We start from the raw sequence: 20,341 nt of genomic DNA on the forward strand, positions 1-20,341 counted from the left end.
AGCAGCTTCAGCGTCGAACCGGGCGCTCACGCGGCCACCTTCAGTTCGGGCTTTGCAATATGGCTCGTCAGATGGTTCATCGCTGCGGCCACGCCGCTGTCTTTCAGTGGCACGCCCGCGAGCTTCAGTCCCATTTCGCAGCCCGTGAGCGCGGCCATCAGCGTGAGATCGTTGCAGTCGCCCAGATGCCCGATGCGAAACATGCGACCCTTCAGCTTGCCGAGGCCCGTGCCCAGCGACATGTCGAAATGTTCATAGATGAGCTTGCGCACAGAGTCGGCATCGACGCCTTCCGGCATCATCACGCCCGTGAGCACCGGCGAGTAGACGGCGGGATCGGCACATTGAATTTCGAGTCCCCACGCCGTGACCGCCGAACGGCACGCCGCGGCAAGCCGCTGATGACGCGCGAACACATTGTCGAGTCCTTCCCCGAGAATCATGTCGAGCGCTTCCAGGAGGCCGTAAAGCAGGTTCGTGTTCGGCGTGTAGGGCCAATAGCCCTGCTTGTTCATCTCGATGATCTCTTTCCAGTCCCAGAACGCGCGCGGCAGCTTCGCCTCGTTCGATGCTTCCAGCGCCTTCTGCGAGACCGCGTTGAAGCTGATGCCCGGCGGAAGCATCAGGCCCTTCTGCGAGCCCGACACCGTAACGTCGACGCCCCACTCGTCATGGCGGTAATCGGCGGATGCAAGGCCCGAGATGGTGTCCACGAGTAGCAACGCGGGATGGCCGGCGGCATCCATCGCGCGGCGCACTGCGGCGATGTCGGAGGTCACGCCGGTCGACGTCTCGTTGTGGACGACGCAGACGGCCTTGATCGCATGCTGCATGTCTTCGCGCAGACGCTTCTCGATCATGTCGGGCTGCACGCCGCGACGCCAGCCTTCGATGCCCGGCAACCCAAGAAACTCAGGTTCGAGGCCGAGCTTCTCGGCCATCTTCTTCCATAGGCTTGCGAAGTGGCCGGTCTCGTACATAAGGACGGCATCGCCCGGACTCAGCGTATTGGAGAGCGCCGCTTCCCACGCGCCCGTTCCCGACGCCGGATAGATCACCACCGGTTGCGTCGTTTTGAAGATCCGCTTGATGCCGTCCAGCACCTTCAGGCCGAGCGCGCCGAACTCCGGACCGCGATGGTCGATGGTCGGGTAGCTCATTGCACGCAGAATGCGATCGGGTACGGGACTAGGCCCTGGAATCTGCAAAAAGTGACGGCCAGCGGGATGGAAGTCGAGCGTCAGCATCAGTGCGCATCCTCAAGAAATTGAATTTTGCATGCAAAATACTCTAACGCAGTGACTCGCGCCGGCAAAGGATTTATTAGGCCAAATGGCCTAGGGATAACCCGTTAGCGGTTTTTCGGGCAATTGGTGAGCTAGAATTGCCGAAACGAATTTCGAGGTATTGAATGCAAAACCTGGATCTACCGGAAGCCCGCTTGCCATCCGCTTTGCTGCCCAAGCTAGAACGGCTACGGCTCCACGACACCGTCGTGGACAACCTGCGCAGTTTCATCGTCGAGGGCTCGCTTGCGCCGGGCGTCAAGCTCAACGAGCGCAAGCTCTGCGAGACGCTGGGCATCTCGCGCACACCGCTGCGTGAAGCACTCAAGGTACTGGCGGCCGAAGGGCTGATCGAGATAGCGCCCAACCGAGGCGCCTCTGTAGCGCAGATGAGCGACCTCGAAATTCGAGAGATGTTCGAACTAATGAGCGGGCTCGAAGCGTTCTCCGGCGAACTGGCTTGCGAACGCATCACGCCTGCCGAGATTGCGGACATCAAGGCGCTGCATGAAGAGATGGTTCAATGTCGCGCGCAAAACGATCTCTCCGGCTATTACGCACGGAACCGGGCCATTCACGACAAGATCAACGAGGCCGCGCGAAACACTGCGCTGCGGCAAACCTACGTGTCGATCAATCGTCGTTTGCAGGCGCTGCGATTTCGCTCCAACTTTCAGACGCCGAAGTGGGACAGCGCCATTCGCGAGCACGAGGAGATGATTGCTGCGCTGGAAACGCGCGACGGCCCCCGCATGGCCGCGATTCTGCGTCGCCATCTGTTAGGCAAGCGCGATGCGGTGCTTGCTGAACGCACGCTCACGACAGTCAAGCCTGCTGTTCCGGCGAAGCGCCGCGAAAAAGACGCATGATGAATGCCAAGTGGAGATAGATGCTTCGCTGCGGCGTCGAGTCCAGATCCGCCGAAGACCGCCCGCAGGCCGAAGGTGCGTTTTCTCGACGAGGCGCAGCGCTAATCGAGCGCATTCAATGTCTCGTGCATGCCGCTCATGCGCATCCGTGCGAAGCGCACAGGGACGCTCCGATGGTGCTCGTTCGATTCCGCCGTACTCGGGACCCCTGTCCACCTCGACAACGCCCATAGCCCCATCTCCGGCATTCTTCATTCGGCATTCAGCATGCAATCGACCCAAAGCGCCGCTGCCACTGTCATCGAACTACCTATCATCCGGCCTTTCGACTGGACTCGCTTGTGCGCCTTCATCGGCGGACGAGCATCGGCAGGCGTGGAGACGGTCGAGGGCGGCGTGTATCGTCGCGCGATCGAATGGCGCGGCGACGATGGAATCGTCGAGGTGAGGCCGCATGAGCGTAAGCATCGTCTGGTGGTAACGGTCCAGGGCGATGTTCATCGGCACGCCGACGAACTCGCGGAGCCGCTGTCGCGCATGTTCGACGTCGCCGCTGATCCGCGCGCTATCGGTCGGTCGCTCGCGCGCGATCCGCTGCTCGCGCCGCTCGTCGAAGCCGCGCCCGGCTTGCGTGTTCCGGGCGCCTGGTCGGGCTTCGAGCTCGTCGTACGAACCATCGTCGGCCAGCAGGTGAGCGTGAAAGGCGCATCGACGATCATGGCGCGGATTGTTCAGCGCGCCGGGCGGCGTATCGACGGTCATGCGCATGAAGGCACGGCCTGGCGGTTCCCGACGCCGGCGGAACTCGCGGCCGCCGAGCTCGGCCAGATCGGCATGCCGGGCAAACGCGTCGAGACCGTGCAGCGGTTTGCGCAAGCCGTGGCGACGGGCGCACTACCCATCGACACGCCGGGAATCGATCGCGAGCAACTGAAACGCGATCTGCTCGCGATGCCCGGCATCGGACCGTGGACGGTCGGCTATGTTGCCATGCGGGCGCTACGCGATCCCGACGCGTGGCCCGATGCCGACCTCGTGCTCATGCAGGCGATCGCGCGGCACGAGCCGTCGCTCACGACATCGGTTCAACAAAGAGCCTTCACCGATCGCTGGCGCCCGTGGCGTGCCTACGCCGCGATGCATCTATGGAACGGCGTTGCCATGCAAGCCGGGCGCGCCAAGGGCGGGTGATTTTGCGTGAAGTCTTTTGAATGCCGCATGCCGGACGCTTGCATACCGCATGCAACTCACCGTAGAGCGACGACAGCCACGTTCGGCCGCTCGTCGGCGAACCGGAACGCTATGCAGGCGTATAGTCTGCTTGACGCGCGACAGGAGAAGCCCATGAACGACGAAACGTGGCAGTACCAGGTGCGCATTCGCCTCAGCCCGTACTACGCGCAACTGGTGCGCAAAGAACCAGAAGACGCTGCGCTGTCGGCGCTGAATGCGCTGCTGAATAAGCACGACGCGGTGTTGAAGTGCCAATTCGACGCCTTCGCCGATTACGTCGCAGAAGCCGAACGCGAAGGCACGCAGCACTATCCGCTCTATCGATGGACGCGCGAAACGATCGAGAATCCCGCTAAAAAAGCGAAGTATCTCGAAGCCTTTACACTCTACGTGCATGGCGACGAGATATACGACAAAGCGCTAGCCGATTCGCTGGAGGCCGATCTCTTGCGGCTCAAAGCAGAATTCAGCGACGCCATCATCGACGTTACCAAACTGGATACGAATCCGGCCCACAATCCGCAGCCGCCGTCCTACGGCAAAGATTGACGAAACCTGCGGTTGATGCGCCGAGCATGTTGAGGGTTGCCGTATGTGCTAACCGACATCCATGAACGCTGGGCGCATGCCGCCGCCACGCCACGAGAAGCACCATTTCGAACGGCCGCGCGTCGAACTGGTGTCTCCTGCGTTGTCCCTCGTACGCGGCGCCATAAACAGTTAGGACGACGCGCTGACACTCCCCCGCGCATATGTGCGCAGATGCCGACCTACTCTCCTGCAGATAAATTCGCCAGGCGCTGATGTCATCGGGAGCGTCACGTCAACGCCCGCATCTGCGAGAGAACCCCCTACGCTGCATTCTGTATGCGTTCCTCGTGCGATAGCCGCGCGCATTAAACGGGTTGTCGCAGGACTTGCCGTAAGCCACCCTGCGCCAGCATGCAAACGGCCTCCGCATTGACCGTAGCAACGGATGACATCGCATGAAACAAGTTTGCGCGGGACATTGCCCGGGCGTTTTCCTATAGTCACCACGTCGCCACACGCAACGTCAAGTGGCCGACTCATCGAGGAGAACTACCGTGAACGAAAAATTCAATCTCGCTGGCTCACTCTCTTCGAAGGCGGGCTTGCGCCGGCTGCTGATCGCCGTCGCGACGACAGCGCTCGCGCTCTCGAGCGGTTCGGCGTTCGCGGGCTGGGCGCGCGGCGGCACGGCATATACCGGCCGCGGCGCCTATAGCGGGGCGCACGTGGGCGCGTGCGGCGGTGGAAGCTGTTCCCATGCGGGCGGCGTCATGAACCCGTGGGGCAACGTCGCGACGAATTCCGGCACGGTGACGCGCACGGCCCCCGGCCAGTTCTCGAACTCGGGCACGGCCTACGGCCCCTATGGACGGTCCATGCAACACGCTGGCGACACCACGTGCGCGGGCGGTTCATGCTCGCATACCGGCAACGTGACCGGCCCGAACGGCAAAACCGCAACGACCGCGGATACGGTGACGCGTAGCGCGCCGGGCCAGTACTCGTCTTCGGGCGCGATAACGGGACCGAACGGGAACACATCCACGCACAGCGCATCGACGACTTGCGCCGGCTACACATGCAACCGCTCGGGCACGATCGACACATCGAACGGCGGCACGGTCACTCATGCGGGCAGCGCGACGAGCGTCGCGCAGGGCGTCGTTGTCACGTCGAGCACCGTCACCGCCACCACGGGCACGCACAGCGCGACGGTCGTGTCAGGCGGCACCGTCACCGGCGGCACGACGGTCGTCGCGGTGCCGCCGCCCTCGTCCACGGTGGTGGTCGCTCCGCCTCCTTCGCCCGCGACGGTCGTTGTCGCTGCGCCCCCGCCGCCGCCCCAGCCGGTCGCGGTGTATGCCGCGCCCGCGCCGCGTCCCGCCGTCTGGGTTCCGGGCCACTGGGTCGGGACCGTGTGGATTCCGGCGCACTGGGCCTGAACGCAAAATGCAATCGCAAGCAAGCCACTGCCGTCGCGGGCGCGCCTGGCGGTACACTGCGAGTCAACGCAGCTTTCGAACGGACTCGACATGCGTGAAGGCTTCCGCGGTATGCAAAATGCAAAGGCGGTCCGCCGATGACGCGGCCTCGCATGCCACGCTCGCACTTCGCGCGCGATCATGCGAGGCGAGTCCTCCACGACCTCACCTGGTCAGTCGGGCCGCTGGTCCTCGCATCCGCTCTCGCCATTGCGCTAGTCGTGTGGCTCGTCAATCCCGCGCCACCGCGATCCATCACCATCACGGCGGGGCCGCCCGATAGTTCGCTGTATCAGATCGCCGGGGAGTACGCGAAGCTGTTGGCACGTAACGGCGTCGCGCTGAAGGTGCTGCCGTCCGACGGCTCGGTGCAGAACGTCGAACGCCTGCTCGATCCGAAGGCTCACGTCGATCTCGGACTCGTGCAAGGGGGCATCGCCACGCCGGAACAAGCGTCGTCGCTGATGTCGCTCGGAAGCGTGGCTTACGTGCCCTTGGTCGTGTTCTATCGCGGCAAGGGCCTGACGCTGCTCTCGCAACTCGAAGGCAAGCGTGTGGCTATCGGACGCGAAGGCAGCGGCACGCGGACGTTGTCGCTGAAATTGCTCGAAGCGAACGGCATCACGCCCGGTGGCAGCACGCAATTGCTATCGACCGATGGACTTCAGGCTGCCACGCAGCTCGTCAGCAAAGAGGCCGACGCAGTGTTTCTGAGCGGCGATTCCGCGACGCGCACGTTGATGCTGCGCCTCTTCAAAGTGCCCGGCATCTCGTTGATGGACTTCAACGAAGCGGACGCCTATACCCGCCTCTTTCCCTATCTCAACCAGATCGAATTGCCGCCCGGCGTCCTCGATCTCGGCCGGCGCATTCCGCCGCAAGCCGTGCATCTGATCAGCCCAACCGTCGAACTGGTGGCTCGCACGAGCCTGCATCCGGCGCTGTCCGACTTGTTGATCGAAGCGGCGCAGGAAGTGCACGGCAAGGCGGGACTATTGCAGCGCGCGGGTCAGTTTCCGAGCCCGGTCGCGCACGAGTTTCCGATCAGTGAGGACGCGAGCCGCTATTACCGCTCCGGCAAGAGCTTCCTCTATCGCGCGCTGCCGTTCTGGCTGGCGAACGTGGCCGATCGCGCGCTCGTGTTGCTGCTGCCCGTGGCCGTGTTGATTTTTCCAGCGCTTCGGATCGTGCCGGCGTTGTATCGGTGGCGCGTGCGATCGCGCATCTATCGCTATTACGGCGCACTCATCGCAGTGGAACGCGGCGCGATGCATCTTTCGAGCGATGACGAACGGCGCGCGCTGCTTGTGGAACTGGACGACATCGAAGCTTCACTCGATACGCTGAAGTTGCCGCTCGCCTATACGGATGCGCTCTATGTGCTTCGCGAGCACATCGGCTTCGTGCGCTCGCGGTTGAGTACTGCGGGCAGACGAGACAAGCAGACCGTCTGACGCTGGCCGCGCATCGCCTGAGCCGCGATCAACGCATCACTTGAAGCCCGCCACCGCGTGCGGCACATACGGTGCTTCCAATTGCGCGATCTCTTCGGGCGTCAAGTTCAGCGACAACGCTGCGACCGCATCGCTCACATGATGAGGCTTCGAGGCGCCGATGATCGGCGCGGTCACCGGCGCTTTCTGCGCTACCCAGGCCAGCGCGACCTGAGCGCGCGGAACATTGCGTGCCTTAGCGACGGCTGCCACTGCCTCGACCACCGCGCGATCTGCATCATGCGTTTGATAAAGCGTGCTGCCGAACGTATCCGTTTGCTGACGCTCTGAGGTCGCATCCCAATCGCGCGTGAGACGTCCTCGTGCAAGCGGACTCCACGGCAGCACACCGATGCCCTGATCCGCGCATAGCGGCAACATCTCGCGTTCCTCCTCGCGATAGAGAAGGTTCAAATGATTCTGCATGGTCTTGAACTCAGTCCAGCCATTGGCACGCGACGTATAGAGTGCTTTGCTGAACTGCCACGCATACATGGACGATGCGCCGATATAGCGCGCCTTGCCCGCCTTCACGACATCGTGCAATGCTTCGAGCGTCTCTTCGATCGGCGTCGTGTAGTCCCAGCGATGGATCTGATAGAGATCCACGTAATCGGTCCCGAGCCGTCGCAAGCTGTTGTCGATCTCGTTCATGATCGCCTTGCGCGACAGCCCCGCGCCATTGGGGCCCGGCCGCATGCGATTGAATACCTTGGTCGCAATCACGATGTCATCGCGCGTCGTCATTTCGCGCAACGCGCGTCCGACGATTTCTTCCGACGTCCCGTCCGAATAGGTATTCGCAGTGTCGAAGAAATTAATGCCTGCATCGAGCGCTTGCTGGATGATGGGACGGCTTTTCTCTTCATCCAGCGTCCAGGGATGCGTGCCGCGTTCGGGGATACCGAACGTCATGCAGCCAAGGCACAGGCGCGATACTTCCAGACCGGTTGTACCGAGTTTCACATAGTCCATTGAGACATTCTCCTTGCAGTCGAATGAGTTTCGAAAGATGGCGTCATCGCGTGTGAGGCCAAGACAATGACATTAGCGCAGGTTGCAATGCGCTGCTGGCCGCGACCTTGTCGTCCACGCAAAGGAGTGAGTCATTCGCACAAGGAAAAGTGCCCGCGCGGTGGCGGGCACTCGGAACTACGCAGATTAGAAACGGTATTGAATCAGGACCTCACCGGCTCCCCTTCTTCCATGTCCTGCGGGCCCGATATGGTTTCGAGCGCCGTATCGTGATGCAGCAGCAACACCGCCGCCACACCGATCAGCCCCGCTCCCGACAGACACAGCAGGCCCGCGCCGAAGCCGCCCGTGCTGTCCTTGATCCAGCCCATCACATACGGACCGAAAAAGCCCGCCAGATTGCCGAGTGAATTGATGGCCGCGATGCCGCCCGCAGCCGCCGCGCCGGAAAGAAACGCGGCAGGCAAGGTCCAGATGACCGGCAGGCAGCCGAAGATGCCGAAGCCCGCGATCGACAACGCAATCATCTTCAGCACCGGGTTATCGAGTCCGGCCGACGCTGCAATGCCTCCTGCGGCGACCAGGAGCGCGATCGCGACGTGCCAGCGTCTTTCGAGCTTGCGGTCCGAATGACGTCCCCACAGCACCATGCTGATGACGCCGACTGCATACGGCAGCGATGTCACGAAGCCGGTCTGTACGTTGCTCAAACCGAATGCCTTGACGATTTGCGGCAGGAAGAAGCTCAAACCATAGTTGGTTGCATTGGCGCCGAAATAGATCAACGCAATGGCCAGCACGCGACGGTTGAAGAGCGCCTCTTTGACGCTGAACGAATGCACTGCCTCGCGATGCGCGCGCTCGTGCGCCTGCCGGTCCACGAGCCACTGACGCTCGTCGTCGGCGAGCCAGTGCGCATCCGCAGGCTTGTCCGTCAAATAGAAGTACACGACGAACGCGAGCAGCAGCGCGGGCAAGGCCTCGATCAGATAGAGCCACTGCCAGCCCGCCATGCCATGGAGACCGTCCAGTTGCAGAAGCGCCCCGGAAATCGGTCCGCCGATCACCGTGGAGAGCGGAATCGCAGCCATGAAGTATCCCACCACGCGTCCGCGATACTTCGCCGGGAACCACAGCGTGAGCAAGAAGATGATGCCGGGGAAGAAGCCAGCCTCGGCGACGCCCAGCAGAATGCGCAAGCCATAAAACACGTACGCATTGGACAAGCCGGTCGCTTGCGCGATGTGCGGGATATACGCCATCGCCGCCGCCAGAATGCCCCATGTGAACATGATGCGGGCGATCCACCGCCGCGCGCCGAAGCGTTCGAGCAAGAGATTGGACGGGACTTCGAAAAAGAAGTAAGCGATGAAGAAGATGCCCGCGCCGAAGCCGAAGGCGCTCGCCGAGAAGCCGAGCGCCTTGTTCATCTGCAATGCAGCGAAGCCGACGTTGACGCGATCCAGATAGGCAACGAAGTAACACACGATCAGGAACGGAACGAGCCGTACCATCACGTGCTTCATGGTGCGAGTTTCAAGGTCCATCAAGTTCTCCTCCGAATGGGCAAGCGGATGGTCGTTGATTTAGGTTACGACTTGCCAGCCTACTCTTTACGGAGGAAGTACAGAACTGGTGTTTAGCCTGTGCTGCGGTAAGCGACCACACGCTTCGCGGGGGTCGATTGCCGCGTTTTCATGGCATTTATGCGACCGGTAACATACCGGCGTACTCCGGTTCCGGTAATCCTTGCACACCGGGGCGCAAAGCGAAGAGGCAACCGTCGTCGTCGGTCGCGTTGACGGATGGGCGAATCGACGTGACGTAGAGGGTCCCGAGATCGCCGCCGCCGAATGCGCACATCGCCGGCTTGACCGCGGGCAATGCGATCGAACGGTCCAGCTTGCCCTCTGGCGTGAAGCGCAGCAGGCGGCCCGCATCGTTGGCGCACGTCCAGTAACAGCCGTCTGCGTCGAGAGCGGCGCCGTCGGGACGCCCCGCGTGGTGATGCAGATCGGCGAACACCCGGCGATTGCGCGGCGTGCCGGTGGCGACGTCGTACTCGAATGCCCAGATCAGGCGCCGCGTCGGGTGGGAGTCGGACAGGTACATCGTGGCGCCGTCCGGCGAGAACGCGAGGCCGTTCTGCGTGACGAGACCATCGACGACCGGCTCGGACAACACGCCGTCAGCGCCATAGCGATAGAGCGCGCCCGCCGGACTGGCGAGCGACATGTCCTGCACCATCGTGCCCGCCCAGAAACGCCCTTGCCGGTCGCAACGCCCATCGTTGAAACGCATGCCAGGCGCGGCGAAACGGGGCGCGGCAAGGCGCGCAACCCGAGCTTCGCCTGCATGCTCCAGCGCCACCGCGTGCAGCCCGCTTTCCATGCCGGCGACGATCGCGCCCGCGGCATTGAATGCAAAACACGCGATCTGCTCGGGAAGCGTCCAGTCGGCGCGCCGCCCGCTGTCGACGTGCAGCCGCACGATGCGCCGGTCCGGGATGTCTACAAAATACAACGCGCTGTCTTTTGCATGCCAGACCGGACACTCCCCGACCGTCGCGCGCCCAGCCGCCTCCAGCCGCTCGACGCGCGGCGCAGCGCTCATTGGCTGCGCTCCATCGGCTCGCCGAGAACGAACGCGCCGCCCTGAAACTGCTGCGCGGGATCGTCACGCTCGGCTGTCGGCGCGGTGACCGGGAAGCGGTCATTGAACTCGGCCGAACTGTCTTGCGGATTGAACCCGAGGAAAGCCGCCTTCGTGTTGTCCCACCACTTCAGCGGATTGTTGGATGCGCCATACACGATGGTGTGTCCGACGCGATTGGTGAATAGCGAACAACGCACCAGTTCGATGAAATCCCGATAACTGAGGTACGTGACCAGCATGCGCGGATTCTTGGGTTCCTCGAACGAAGAGCCGATGCGCAGGCACACCGTCTCGATGCCGAAGCGGTCGAAGTAATAACGCGACAGCGACTCGCCGAAGCACTTCGTCACGCCATAGAGGCTGTCGGGGCGCTGCGGCGCGTCGGCGTCGAGCACTTCCGTCACCGGATGGAAGCCGATCGCGTGATTCGAGCTTGCGAATACGACGCGCTTTACGCCATGACGGCGCGCGGCTTCATAGATGTTATACGTGCCGCGAATGTTCGCCTCGATCAGGTCGTCGAAAGGCGCTTCGACCGATATGCCGCCGAGATGCACGATCGCATCCACGCCTTCCACGAGGCGCATGACCGCGTCGCGGTCCGCGAGATCGACCGAGCTGACTTCTTCATGCGCTGCGGCATCGTCGAGCGGGGCGATATCGGATGCGCGCACGACGTCGGCCCACTGTGCAAGCGCGCCCCGCATCTGACGGCCGAGATTGCCGGCAGCACCGGTCAGCAGCAGACGCCTGAAGGGTTTCCCCGTTGCGTTGGTGTTGTTCATCGAAACTCCTCTACTAAGATTGAATGCAATGCGGTAAAACGTTTTTCGGCCCCGTTGCGCCGGGCAAGCGCCCGTCCGCGCTCAGCCGGCGTGTTGCATGCGGTATTCAAAACACCATTCTACGTTCGAGTTTTCTGCGACAATCCGGAAACTTGGAAAACGCACGAAAACGTTACCCACATGAAGAAGACCTCTCCGACCATTCGCGATGTTGCCGCCGCAGCGGGCGTGTCGGTCGCGACGGTATCCAAATACATGAACGGCGCGCAGCGCTTCTCCGCGCCCGTGGAAGCGCGGCTCAGAGCCGCGATCGACTCGCTCGGCTACCGGTCCAACCCGCTCGCGCGCTCGATGATCACCGGCCGCACGCGCACCATCGGTCTCACCATCCTCGACATCAGCAATCCGCATTTCACGAACGTCGTCAAAGGCGCGAATCGCATTGCGCTGAGACACGACTACACGCTGCTGCTCGTCGATATCGACGAAAGCCAGGCGCGCGAGCGTCCGCTCATCGAGGCGTTGTCGCAGCGCGTGGACGGCCTGATCGTCAGCTCGCGCCTCTCCGACGAAGACGCGCGCTGGATGCTCGATCTCGACAAGCCGGTCGTGCTCCTGCGCAATGCCGAGGCCTTGCCCATTCCGAGCGTCGGCATCGACAACCGCCTCGCCTCGCATATGCTCGCGCGGCATCTGCTCAATCTCGGGCATCGGCATATTGCATACCTCGGCTTCGGCCAGGCGCGCATCAACGATGAACGGATTCGCGGCGTGCGCGAGTGTCTTCAAGAGGCAGGACTCGAACTCGATGTCCACGACGCCCACGCTCCGACCTCGCTTGCCGGCGAACACGCCTGCTCGCGCGTCATGCTCGGGCCGAAACGCCCCCAAGCGGTCATCTGCTACAACGACCTGATCGCGCTCGGCTTCATGAAGGAAGCCGCGACGCTCGGCATTCGCGTGCCTCAGGACGTCTCGGTCACGGGCATCGATAACGTGCCGTACGGCGCATACGCCGCGCCCGGACTTACCACCGTCGATATCCAGAGCGAGAAGATGGGCGAACTCGCGATGCAGAAGCTGATCGACGCGCTCGCCGGCCATCCGGACCCCGGCAACTCCATGTTCGAGCCGCGCTTGATCGTGCGCGAATCGACGGCTCCGGCCGCGGCCACGACGACCGAGTGACACGCGACGCATCGTGGCGATGTCGTTCACGATGCGTCGCACGATGCGCTCAGGCGTCGAGTCTGGCGGGCGCCATCTTCGGCGTCAGTACATGCATGACGGCGAACGCGACGAGGTAAGCCAGCGCGCCGATCGCAAAGAGCGCCCAGTACTGACCGGTGCGCTGCAATACCTGACCGATCACTTCCGAGAACAACACGCCGCCGATCGACCCTGCCATGCCGCCGATACCGACCACGGCCCCCACCGCGCGACGCGGGAACAAGTCCGAAGCCGTCGTGAAGAGATTCGCCGACCATCCCTGATGCGCCGCCGCCGCGAGTCCGACGATCGCCACCGCGAGCCACAGATCGTGCACCTGCGAAACGAATGCAATCGGCAGTACACAGCATGCACAAATCAACATGGCGGTTTTGCGTGCTGCATTCACGCTCCAGCCCGCGCGCAGCAGCGCCGATGAGATCCAGCCGCCGCCGATACTGCCCACCGTGGTGATCGCATAGATGATGACGAGCGGCAGGCCGATGTGCTGCATGTCCATGCCGCGCGATTCGTTGAGCCACTTCGGCAGCCAGAACAGGTAGAACCACCACACCGGGTCCGTCAGGAACTTGCCGATGAGGAACGCCCACGTTTCGCGCTTGCGGATCAGCACCTTGAAGCCGGGCGCGCCCGCCTTCGCATGGCCTGCGTCCGCCGCTTCCGCTTCGTCCTTTTCGTGCGAAAGGTCGTCGTCGTGCGTGCGGCTATCCGGCTGGCGATACATGAAGAACCAGACCACGAGCCATACGAGGCCGATGGCGCCGACGATCACGAATGCCGCGCGCCAGCCCATCGCCACCGCGAGCGCCGGAATGATGGCGGGCGCGAACACCGCGCCGATATTCGCGCCTGAATTAAAAATGCCAGTGGCGAGCGCGCGCTCGTGGCGCGGAAACCATTCGGCCGTCGTCTTGATCGCTGCCGGGAAGTTGCCGCCCTCGCCGATGCCGAGCAGCGCGCGAACCATCGCGAATCCCATCACCGAACCGACCGCCGCATGCAGCATCGCGGCCAGACTCCAGACGAACATCGCCAGCGCGTACGACAGGCGAGTGCCCAGCCAGTCGACGATACGCCCGAAGCACAACAGCCCGACCGCGTAGAACGCCGAGAACGCGATGACGATGCGTCCGTACTGTATCTGCGTCCAGCCGATGTCATGCTGAAGCAGAGGCGCGAGCAGACCCAGGATCTGCCGGTCCATGTAGTTGATCACGGTCGCGAAGAAGAGCAATGCGCACACGATCCACCGATACCTGCTGGCAGTGCGTGCGACGCCGACGACGGCTGTTTGCATGAATGTCTCCGGTACGCGGCGGCGCTCGTCGTGCCGCGTGTCAGTTCGTGAAGGCGACGGGCGCCGTTTGCATGCGTCGGCGAGACTGCCGCGCTGCGCTTTCTTGGAAAACGTTTTTCGAAGGATATAGCGATCGCACGGGTAACGCCTACCCCGGGACTTACCCTAACCAGTCCCGTACGCGGTCGGACGTGGGGCCGCTACGACAAGTCTCTGTTAATCGTTTTTCTCGCGGACGCGGCTCACTGGTGTTTTGCGCGCCGCATGCCGCATGCAAGATGCCGGCGGAAGAGCGCGGACGGCGATGGAAGAAAAAACCCGATTCGCTAAAGAAACGTCCAGTTTTTGCCGATAAACACCGGACACCTTCCCAAGATCTAGGCACCTATGCTCTTCCAACGTCTCGCCCGCATGAACGCCGGGACCCAGTTCGCCGTCCTCGCGTGCACGCTCGCCGCTATCGTCGTCGCCTGTTTCACGCTTGCCGTCACGCGTTCCGCGGGCGAGCAAGTCGACGCCCACGCGCTCGCCCGCGTGGAAAGCGACAATCGCTCGATCGTGACGATGATCCGCCTGTACGACGCGGCAGTGAGCGCGGAAGTCACGCGCTTCATGACCATCTTTTCGCATCGTCTGCCTAACGAATTCACGCTCGACGACACGCATACGGTCGAGGTCGCCGGCACAGCGACGCCGCTCCTGAGCGCGGGCGACAAGCCCTTGAACGGCGACTTCTCCCTGCCTGATGCATTTCTGGATGAAAGCGGCGCAATCGCGACGATCTTCGCCCGCACGGGAGACGACTTCGTCCGCGTGACCACGTCGCTCAAGAAGCAGGACGGATCGCGCGCCGTGGGCACGATGCTCGACCGCAAGGGCCCCGCTTACGGCCCGGTGCTGGCCGGGAAAAGCTATATCGGCATGGCTACGCTCTTCGGCAAGCAATACATCACCGAATACAAGCCCGTGAAGGATGCGACAGGCCGCGTGATCGGCGCGCTTTTCGTGGGCGTCGACGTGACGGCAGAAATGACCGCGCTCCAGAACGACATCCGCAAGTTGACGGTTGGCGAGAGCGGCTATCACTTCGTCGTCGATGCGTCGAACGGGCCGAACCGCGGCAAGCTGCTCGTGCATCCCGGCAACGAAGGACAAGTCGCGGATGAGCGCGTCGCACCGTTCGCGCACATGCTCGAAACCCGCGAAGGCCAGCTCGCGTTCGATGCCGCCGACATCCCCGGCGCCGACGCGCATGTTCACGGCGGCGCCAAGGAGATCGTCTTCACGACGGTGCCGGAATGGAACTGGATGATCGGCGGCATCGCTTATCGCGATGAATTGCTCTCCGGCATTCGCGCAAGCCGCAATCGCTTCCTGTTGCTGGGCCTCGTCGTGATCGCCGCGCTCGTCGCCGCGCTGCTCTATGCCGTCTCCAGGCTCGTTGGCGCGCCTATCGACGAAGTGACGCGCGCTTCCGAACGCATCGCCGCGGGCGATCTCACCGTGCGCATCGACACGGCGCGCCAGGACGACATCGGGCGTCTGATGCGCGCGATCGACGGCGTATCGCAAGGGCTCGCGGGCATCGTCGCGCAAGTGCGCAGCGCATCCGCCGATATGACGGACGGCACCGCGCGCATCGCGTCCGGCAGCAGCGACATCGCATCGCGCATCGCGACGCAGGCATCGAGCGTCGAGGAGACCGCGGCGAGCATGGAACAGATCACATCGACCGTTCAGCAGAACGCAGCGAACACCGAGCAGGCGGGCACGCTGGTGGCATCCGCATCCGACGCGGCACGCGCGGGCGGCGAGGCCGTGGCGCGCGTCGTCGAGACGATGAGCGAGATCGATGCATCCTCGCGACGCATCGCCGACATCACCGCGACGATCGAAAGCATCGCATTCCAGACGAACATTCTTGCGCTCAACGCAGCCGTCGAGGCGGCGCGTGCGGGCGAACACGGCAAGGGCTTCGCGGTCGTCGCATCGGAAGTGCGCGCGCTGGCTCAACGCAGTGCGGGCGCGGTCAAGGAAATCGAAGCGTTGATCTCGGAGTCCGCGACCAAGGTTTCGCACGGCTTCAGGATTGCGGAGGAAGCGAGCGGCACCATGCGCGGCATCGTCGATCAGGTGGCGCGCGTGAATGCGATCGTCGGCGAGATCGGTGTCGCCTCGCGCGAGCAGGCTAGCGGTATCGAGCAGGTGAACACGGCCGTGATGCAGATCGGCGAGGCGACGCAGCAGAACGCGTCGCTCGTCGGCGAAGCGGAACATTCGACCGCCGAGCTGCGCGAGCACGCCGAGCGGCTGGCACACGCAGTCAGCATGTTTCGCGTGTGACGAACGCGTGACTTCGAACCACTGTAAGCAAGCGGCTCACGTCGCTTGTTTAACGCCTTCGCAGGCCAGTGTTTAGAGCGTCCCCGCGCCTCCGTCTTCTGCCCCCCCGCCTTGGCACTGTCCTTGCTCCCTCGTCCTCGAGCCATACCCGGCGCGAACTTGACCTGCGGGAGGCAACCTAGTATTTAAACGACGACCGCGCATCCTTCTTTTAGAACGGCTAGGATGCTAGGAGCCAGTGAATCGACGCATCGGCGTGATCTCGGGCTCATTCGGGGAACCCACCGCAGCGAAGGTGCTCTATTGCGTGGCGCGGTTGACATGATGTGCATCACATCGGGGCATGCGCTTCGATGCAAAGGCATCCACCCGGTCGACCACTGCCTCGACATGCGGCCGGGCCCGCCAACATGTATAACTAGACATCGCAACCAGCAACGTGCCGCTTGTCAGCGGCATGCCACGCCAATGTCTGCGATGCGACCGACCACAAGATTCGTCCGGGGAGCGCGACGTTTCGCGCCACGGCGTCGCCCTTTCGGCGGCGCTTCCTTCAACCCGATTTAGACGGAGCGTCCCTATGTCTTTCGAGCGTGACCCTGGGTCAGACACAAGTCCGCTGCTCACCATCGTGGTTGCAGCCTATAACGTCGAGGGGTACATCGAAGAAGCGCTCGAGTCGCTACTGAGCCAGCCACACATCGACGCGATGCGCATCATCGTCGTCGACGACGGGTCTCATGACGAGACCAACTCCGCAGTCCAACTGATGATCGAGCGCGACGGCGGCGCGCATATCGAGCTCATCCGGCAGCAGAACGCCGGCGTCAGCGCCGCCCGCAATCTGGGTCTCGCCGCGGTGAAGACGCCCTACGTCGGATTCCTGGACGGCGACGACATCTACCTCAAAGGATTCACCGAGGCCATCATTCCGCGCCTCGCGGAAGGTAAGTACGACATGGTCGAGTACAACGTGAGCATCATCGACGACGAGGGGCGCCAGCTGGACGAACTCGTCCTGGTGAGCGACACGGAAGGCGGCGATCATGCGGTGGATCGCGATGCGCGACTGCATTTCGCCGATACCTTCCACACGTTCGTCTGGGCGCGCGTGTATCGCACGGACCTGTTCAAGACCACTCAGTTTCCCGTCGGCCGCCATTACGAAGACATGGCGCTCATGCCGTCCTTGTACCTGCTCGCGAATCGCATTTACCGCATTGCAGAGCCGCTGATCGGCTATCGCAGACGGTTCGGCAGCATCACGCAGAAAGCCACGCTGCACGATATGCGCGATCTGCAGGTGAACGGCGTCGAGGCGCTCGCGCGCTGCGACGGCGGCGAGATGGACGATTTCTGGCTCGCCGTGTTCGACAAGGTCTTCCAGCGCGCCTGCCACGTCTGCGCGCGAGTCGATCGCGCATCGTTTCGCGAGGCGTCGGAAATCCTGTCCGCCATGGCGGCCGATCATCGAAGCACGCGCGCAAGGCTTGCCGAACGCAACGGACGCACAGTGGTCGAACTCAAGCCTTTCGACCTCAACGTGCGCACGGACCGATCGATTCACTTCCTCAAGTCGCTCGTGAAGAAAGTCCTGAGGCGCAGCCTCGATCGTCATCAGCGGGAGCGGCGGCCGCTTCGCAGAGAACGGCTGCGCATCACCGAACGTTCACGCGTTTGAGGTCGCGCGAGGCAGCGCGGGCGAGCTTCCCGCGTTTCGCAGTAAACTGCACGCATGGAAAAGTGCCCCTATTGCGAAAGAATCCGCGACGAATGGGACTGTCACGGACAAACATGCCGCACCGCCATCGCCCGCGCGCTGCGCAGGCAACGCATGGGCTTGCCCATGGTTCCCAAGGTCATACGCAACGAGATTCCGGCGGGCGCATCGACGGGCGAAGTCATTGCCGAGTTGTCGCGGCAACGCCTGCGCGCGCGCCGCGCGAACGAAGAACGCCGCGAGCGCAAGAAGGCCGACGATCTGGACGTCTGAACGTCAGTGTGTTCGCGCGTTCAGCAGGCGTCGAGCACCGCGCGAAAACCGTCGGCGGTGAAAGGCTTCAGGAAATAGCCGTCGAAATGCTCGTGCAGTTCGTTCCTGTGGCGATCGTCGCCGGTGACCGCCACGACGCACGCAAGCTGGCTCGGTCCCGCCGCGCGCAATCGCCGGCACAGGTCGCGGCCGTCCACATCCGGCAAGCCGATGTCGATGAAGATGGTGTCGTAGCGGTTTTCCGCCGCGAGCAGCATCGCCTGATGACCGTCGTAGGCCACATGCGCGACGTGTCCGAGAGACACGGCGAGGTCTCTGAATGCATCGCAAAGACGGGCGTCATCTTCTACAAACAGGACATACATGATCGGTCATCCGGAAGGCGTGGGTTCGCGTCGCGCTTGAGGCCGAGGCGTCAGGCAATGAACGCACGCAAGAACCGAGCCATTTTCTCGGCCTCTATTCAGGCCGTGAGAGTGGAAGCTGATGCTGCAGGGCGTGAAGCCGAGTGGCGTCGATATAGCCGCGGGTGACCATCACATTCAGCGCGTCGAGCGTCGCTTGCGAGCCGCAAAGGCGCGTGGCCTTGGCATCCGCATCTCGTTCCAATCTCGCCGCGCGCGCGTCGGCACGTGCGCGCCTTGCTTTGCGTGACGCTAACACGATCAGCGCGAAGCCTGCACCGGGAACGGACACGCGCCAAAGCTCACCGTCCGGCAACGCCGCGAACAGGACGCATGGCACCGCGAAGATCAAGCTCACGCCGAACAGGGTCGCCACGAAGTCCGCGAGCAACGCGGCGCGTTGCGTCGCGTGCGCGACTTCGTGCGCGAGAACGAGGCGAAGCGCGGGCTCGGGCAACCCGAGCGTGCGTGAATCGATTTCGATGCGATCAAACAAGGCGTCATAGCACGGCCCGCACGACGTCTCCACGAACCGGACGCCGGGCGTCGCGATGCCCAGCGCCTGCGCATACTGCGCGACGAGCCGCGATGCCAGTTGCTGCGCCCGGTCCATGTCGCAATGTCATTCCACTGGGTTGTCGCTCCACGCGCTGCGCGCCTGCCAAGCGTCGAGGTCACGCGCGAGCCGCGTGAGTTTGGTGCGCACGAGCTCCATGCCGGCATTGCCGAGCACCAGATGCGCGGGCGGCTCGGCGGATTGCACCGCTTCGATGATGACTTGCGCGGCGCGGACCGGGTCGCCCGGCTGCTTGCCGCTCGTCTGCGCGATGCCCGCGCGACGACGGCCTGCGACATCGGCGTAATCGTCGATCGGCTTGCGCGTCTGACGCAACGAGCGCCCCGCCCAGTCCGTGCGGAACGGTCCCGGTTCCACTGCCGTGACCTTGATGCCGAGCCCTTCCGTTTCGCGTGCCAGCGCCTCGCCGAGCCCCTCCAGCGCGAACTTCGTCGCGGCGTAATAGCCGCTGCCCGGATTGCCGACGAGACCGCCCACCGACGTGATGTTGACGATATGCCCCGCGCGGCGCACGCGCATGCGTGGCAGGACCGCGCGGATCATCGCCGCCGCGCCGAAGAAGTTCGCTTCGAACATGGCGCGCACTTCGTCGTCCTCGCCTTCTTCCACCGCAGCGAGATAACCGAAGCCGGCGTTGTTCACGAGCACGTCGATATGGCCGAACGATTCATGCGCCGCAGCGACGGCGGCCGCAATGTGGTCCGCGCGGGTCACGTCCAGTTGCACGGGAAGCGCGCGGCCCTGCGCGCGTTCGATCAGATCCTCGACGCTCTTCGGATCGCGCGCGGCGACCACCGCCCGCCATCCGCGATCGATAACGGCCGTGGCAAGCTCGCGGCCGAAGCCCGTCGAGCACCCTGTGATGAACCACACGGGTGAATCGCTGCTTGATGCCGACATTAGCTTCTCCGTGAAAGATAGCGGTATGTCAGTCATTCTGAGCGCAATGCCGTGAACGTGCTCGCGACGCTGCCGCTGTACGGCGTAATGGACACATCTCATGCTTCTCGAACTAAAAGCGGCAAATTAAACCGACGTCTGAGAGAGGCCAAGTAATTTTGTTTATTGTGACGTGCGTAAGTCCACATGCTTAGCAGAAACGCGTATTGGACCAAAAACACGAGTCATGGTAAAAATGTATTCGCTCGACATCACGGGCGCATCTTCAACGAAATTCGTCTCTTAGGGT

18 protein-coding genes are annotated in these 20,341 nt (G+C 63.1%); 9 read left to right on the forward strand and 9 right to left on the reverse strand.

Annotated elements, in window-relative coordinates; genetic code table 11:
• Window positions 1–26: 26 nt before the first annotated feature.
• Window positions 27–1,247, reverse strand: coding sequence for a pyridoxal-phosphate-dependent aminotransferase family protein (locus NCR34_RS20110; protein WP_248324357.1), 1,221 nt, complete (start codon window positions 1,245–1,247; stop codon window positions 27–29).
• A gap of 164 nt (window positions 1,248–1,411) precedes the next feature.
• Here NCR34_RS20110 and NCR34_RS20115 point away from each other — a divergent pair, with 164 nt between their 5' ends.
• The 5 genes from NCR34_RS20115 (at window position 1,412) to NCR34_RS20135 (ending at window position 6,854) form a co-directional block, all read left to right on the forward strand.
• Window positions 1,412–2,155 carry a GntR family transcriptional regulator gene (locus NCR34_RS20115; RefSeq protein ID WP_248324358.1) on the forward strand — a complete coding sequence of 248 codons (744 nt, stop codon included), beginning with the start codon at window positions 1,412–1,414 and terminating at the stop codon, window positions 2,153–2,155.
• 267 nt (window positions 2,156–2,422) lie between these two features.
• Window positions 2,423–3,346, forward strand: a complete 924-nt coding sequence (locus NCR34_RS20120) for a DNA-3-methyladenine glycosylase family protein (protein WP_248324359.1) — start codon at window positions 2,423–2,425, stop codon at window positions 3,344–3,346.
• Window positions 3,347–3,499: 153 nt separating this feature from the next.
• Entirely contained in the window at window positions 3,500–3,937 is a 438-nt protein-coding gene (locus NCR34_RS20125; protein ID WP_248324360.1) for a hypothetical protein, read from the forward strand.
• A gap of 536 nt (window positions 3,938–4,473) precedes the next feature.
• Complete coding sequence (locus NCR34_RS20130; RefSeq protein WP_248324361.1) at window positions 4,474–5,361, forward strand: hypothetical protein; 888 nt, start codon at window positions 4,474–4,476, stop codon at window positions 5,359–5,361.
• A 137-nt stretch (window positions 5,362–5,498) separates the two neighbouring features.
• Window positions 5,499–6,854: a TAXI family TRAP transporter solute-binding subunit gene (locus tag NCR34_RS20135; RefSeq protein ID WP_248324362.1), complete on the forward strand. Its 1,356-nt coding sequence runs from the start codon at window positions 5,499–5,501 to the stop codon at window positions 6,852–6,854.
• A gap of 36 nt (window positions 6,855–6,890) precedes the next feature.
• Here NCR34_RS20135 and NCR34_RS20140 read toward each other — a convergent pair whose 3' ends face one another.
• The 4 genes from NCR34_RS20140 to NCR34_RS20155 all read right to left on the reverse strand — a co-directional run bounded on the left by NCR34_RS20140 (window position 6,891) and on the right by NCR34_RS20155 (window position 11,308).
• Window positions 6,891–7,868, reverse strand: a complete 978-nt coding sequence (locus NCR34_RS20140) for an aldo/keto reductase (RefSeq protein ID WP_248324363.1) — start codon at window positions 7,866–7,868, stop codon at window positions 6,891–6,893.
• 203 nt (window positions 7,869–8,071) lie between these two features.
• Window positions 8,072–9,415 (reverse strand): MFS transporter, encoded by a 1,344-nt coding sequence (locus tag NCR34_RS20145; protein ID WP_175946086.1) that lies wholly within the window; start codon window positions 9,413–9,415, stop codon window positions 8,072–8,074.
• A 157-nt stretch (window positions 9,416–9,572) separates the two neighbouring features.
• Window positions 9,573–10,481, reverse strand: a complete 909-nt coding sequence (locus NCR34_RS20150; RefSeq protein WP_248324364.1) for an SMP-30/gluconolactonase/LRE family protein — start codon at window positions 10,479–10,481, stop codon at window positions 9,573–9,575.
• A complete protein-coding gene (locus NCR34_RS20155) occupies window positions 10,478–11,308 on the reverse strand; it encodes an NAD-dependent epimerase/dehydratase family protein (protein WP_248324365.1) in 831 nt (276 codons plus the stop codon). The genes NCR34_RS20150 and NCR34_RS20155 overlap by 4 nt, the downstream gene beginning before the upstream one ends.
• Window positions 11,309–11,488: 180 nt before the next feature.
• Between NCR34_RS20155 and NCR34_RS20160 the strand changes: the two genes are divergently transcribed.
• Complete coding sequence (locus tag NCR34_RS20160; protein WP_248324366.1) at window positions 11,489–12,496, forward strand: LacI family DNA-binding transcriptional regulator; 1,008 nt, start codon at window positions 11,489–11,491, stop codon at window positions 12,494–12,496.
• Window positions 12,497–12,545: 49 nt separating this feature from the next.
• Here NCR34_RS20160 and NCR34_RS20165 read toward each other — a convergent pair whose 3' ends face one another.
• Complete coding sequence (locus NCR34_RS20165; RefSeq protein ID WP_248324367.1) at window positions 12,546–13,835, reverse strand: MFS transporter; 1,290 nt, start codon at window positions 13,833–13,835, stop codon at window positions 12,546–12,548.
• Window positions 13,836–14,246: 411 nt separating this feature from the next.
• Here NCR34_RS20165 and NCR34_RS20170 point away from each other — a divergent pair, with 411 nt between their 5' ends.
• From NCR34_RS20170 to NCR34_RS20180, 3 genes are all read left to right on the forward strand, one after another.
• Window positions 14,247–16,178 carry a methyl-accepting chemotaxis protein gene (locus NCR34_RS20170; RefSeq protein ID WP_248324368.1) on the forward strand — a complete coding sequence of 644 codons (1,932 nt, stop codon included), beginning with the start codon at window positions 14,247–14,249 and terminating at the stop codon, window positions 16,176–16,178.
• A gap of 580 nt (window positions 16,179–16,758) precedes the next feature.
• Window positions 16,759–17,859, forward strand: a complete 1,101-nt coding sequence (locus tag NCR34_RS20175; RefSeq protein ID WP_248324369.1) for a glycosyltransferase family 2 protein — start codon at window positions 16,759–16,761, stop codon at window positions 17,857–17,859.
• A gap of 54 nt (window positions 17,860–17,913) precedes the next feature.
• The gene (locus NCR34_RS20180; protein WP_248324370.1) at window positions 17,914–18,171 is read left to right on the forward strand and encodes a hypothetical protein; all 258 of its coding nucleotides are present in this window, start codon (window positions 17,914–17,916) and stop codon (window positions 18,169–18,171) included.
• Between the two features lie 20 nt (window positions 18,172–18,191).
• Here the strand turns inward: NCR34_RS20180 and NCR34_RS20185 are convergent, their stop codons facing one another.
• The 3 genes from NCR34_RS20185 to NCR34_RS20195 form a co-directional block, all read right to left on the reverse strand.
• Window positions 18,192–18,536, reverse strand: a complete 345-nt coding sequence (locus NCR34_RS20185; protein WP_159832771.1) for a response regulator — start codon at window positions 18,534–18,536, stop codon at window positions 18,192–18,194.
• A gap of 94 nt (window positions 18,537–18,630) precedes the next feature.
• Window positions 18,631–19,188: a M48 family metalloprotease gene (locus tag NCR34_RS20190; RefSeq protein WP_248324371.1), complete on the reverse strand. Its 558-nt coding sequence runs from the start codon at window positions 19,186–19,188 to the stop codon at window positions 18,631–18,633.
• 9 nt (window positions 19,189–19,197) lie between these two features.
• Window positions 19,198–20,052 carry an oxidoreductase gene (locus tag NCR34_RS20195; protein ID WP_250501014.1) on the reverse strand — a complete coding sequence of 285 codons (855 nt, stop codon included), beginning with the start codon at window positions 20,050–20,052 and terminating at the stop codon, window positions 19,198–19,200.
• Window positions 20,053–20,341 lie beyond the last annotated feature (289 nt).

This window comes from Caballeronia sp. GAWG1-5s-s (assembly GCF_023631445.1).
In the GTDB taxonomy this organism is placed as follows: Bacteria; Pseudomonadota; Gammaproteobacteria; order Burkholderiales; family Burkholderiaceae; genus Caballeronia.

Coding starts and splice junctions, on each gene's coding strand:
- NCR34_RS20195 (WP_250501014.1), bottom strand. CDS start 20,052: ATGTCGGCATCAAGCAGCGATTCACCCGTGTGGTTCATCACAGGGTGC.
- NCR34_RS20155 (WP_248324365.1), bottom strand. CDS start 11,308: ATGAACAACACCAACGCAACGGGGAAACCCTTCAGGCGTCTGCTGCTG.
- NCR34_RS20145 (WP_175946086.1), bottom strand. CDS start 9,415: ATGGACCTTGAAACTCGCACCATGAAGCACGTGATGGTACGGCTCGTT.
- NCR34_RS20190 (WP_248324371.1), bottom strand. CDS start 19,188: ATGGACCGGGCGCAGCAACTGGCATCGCGGCTCGTCGCGCAGTATGCG.
- NCR34_RS20175 (WP_248324369.1), top strand. CDS start 16,759: ATGTCTTTCGAGCGTGACCCTGGGTCAGACACAAGTCCGCTGCTCACC.
- NCR34_RS20165 (WP_248324367.1), bottom strand. CDS start 13,835: ATGCAAACAGCCGTCGTCGGCGTCGCACGCACTGCCAGCAGGTATCGG.
- NCR34_RS20185 (WP_159832771.1), bottom strand. CDS start 18,536: ATGTATGTCCTGTTTGTAGAAGATGACGCCCGTCTTTGCGATGCATTC.
- NCR34_RS20160 (WP_248324366.1), top strand. CDS start 11,489: ATGAAGAAGACCTCTCCGACCATTCGCGATGTTGCCGCCGCAGCGGGC.
- NCR34_RS20125 (WP_248324360.1), top strand. CDS start 3,500: ATGAACGACGAAACGTGGCAGTACCAGGTGCGCATTCGCCTCAGCCCG.
- NCR34_RS20180 (WP_248324370.1), top strand. CDS start 17,914: ATGGAAAAGTGCCCCTATTGCGAAAGAATCCGCGACGAATGGGACTGT.
- NCR34_RS20150 (WP_248324364.1), bottom strand. CDS start 10,481: ATGAGCGCTGCGCCGCGCGTCGAGCGGCTGGAGGCGGCTGGGCGCGCG.
- NCR34_RS20110 (WP_248324357.1), bottom strand. CDS start 1,247: ATGCTGACGCTCGACTTCCATCCCGCTGGCCGTCACTTTTTGCAGATT.
- NCR34_RS20115 (WP_248324358.1), top strand. CDS start 1,412: ATGCAAAACCTGGATCTACCGGAAGCCCGCTTGCCATCCGCTTTGCTG.
- NCR34_RS20170 (WP_248324368.1), top strand. CDS start 14,247: ATGAACGCCGGGACCCAGTTCGCCGTCCTCGCGTGCACGCTCGCCGCT.
- NCR34_RS20140 (WP_248324363.1), bottom strand. CDS start 7,868: ATGGACTATGTGAAACTCGGTACAACCGGTCTGGAAGTATCGCGCCTG.
- NCR34_RS20120 (WP_248324359.1), top strand. CDS start 2,423: ATGCAATCGACCCAAAGCGCCGCTGCCACTGTCATCGAACTACCTATC.
- NCR34_RS20135 (WP_248324362.1), top strand. CDS start 5,499: ATGACGCGGCCTCGCATGCCACGCTCGCACTTCGCGCGCGATCATGCG.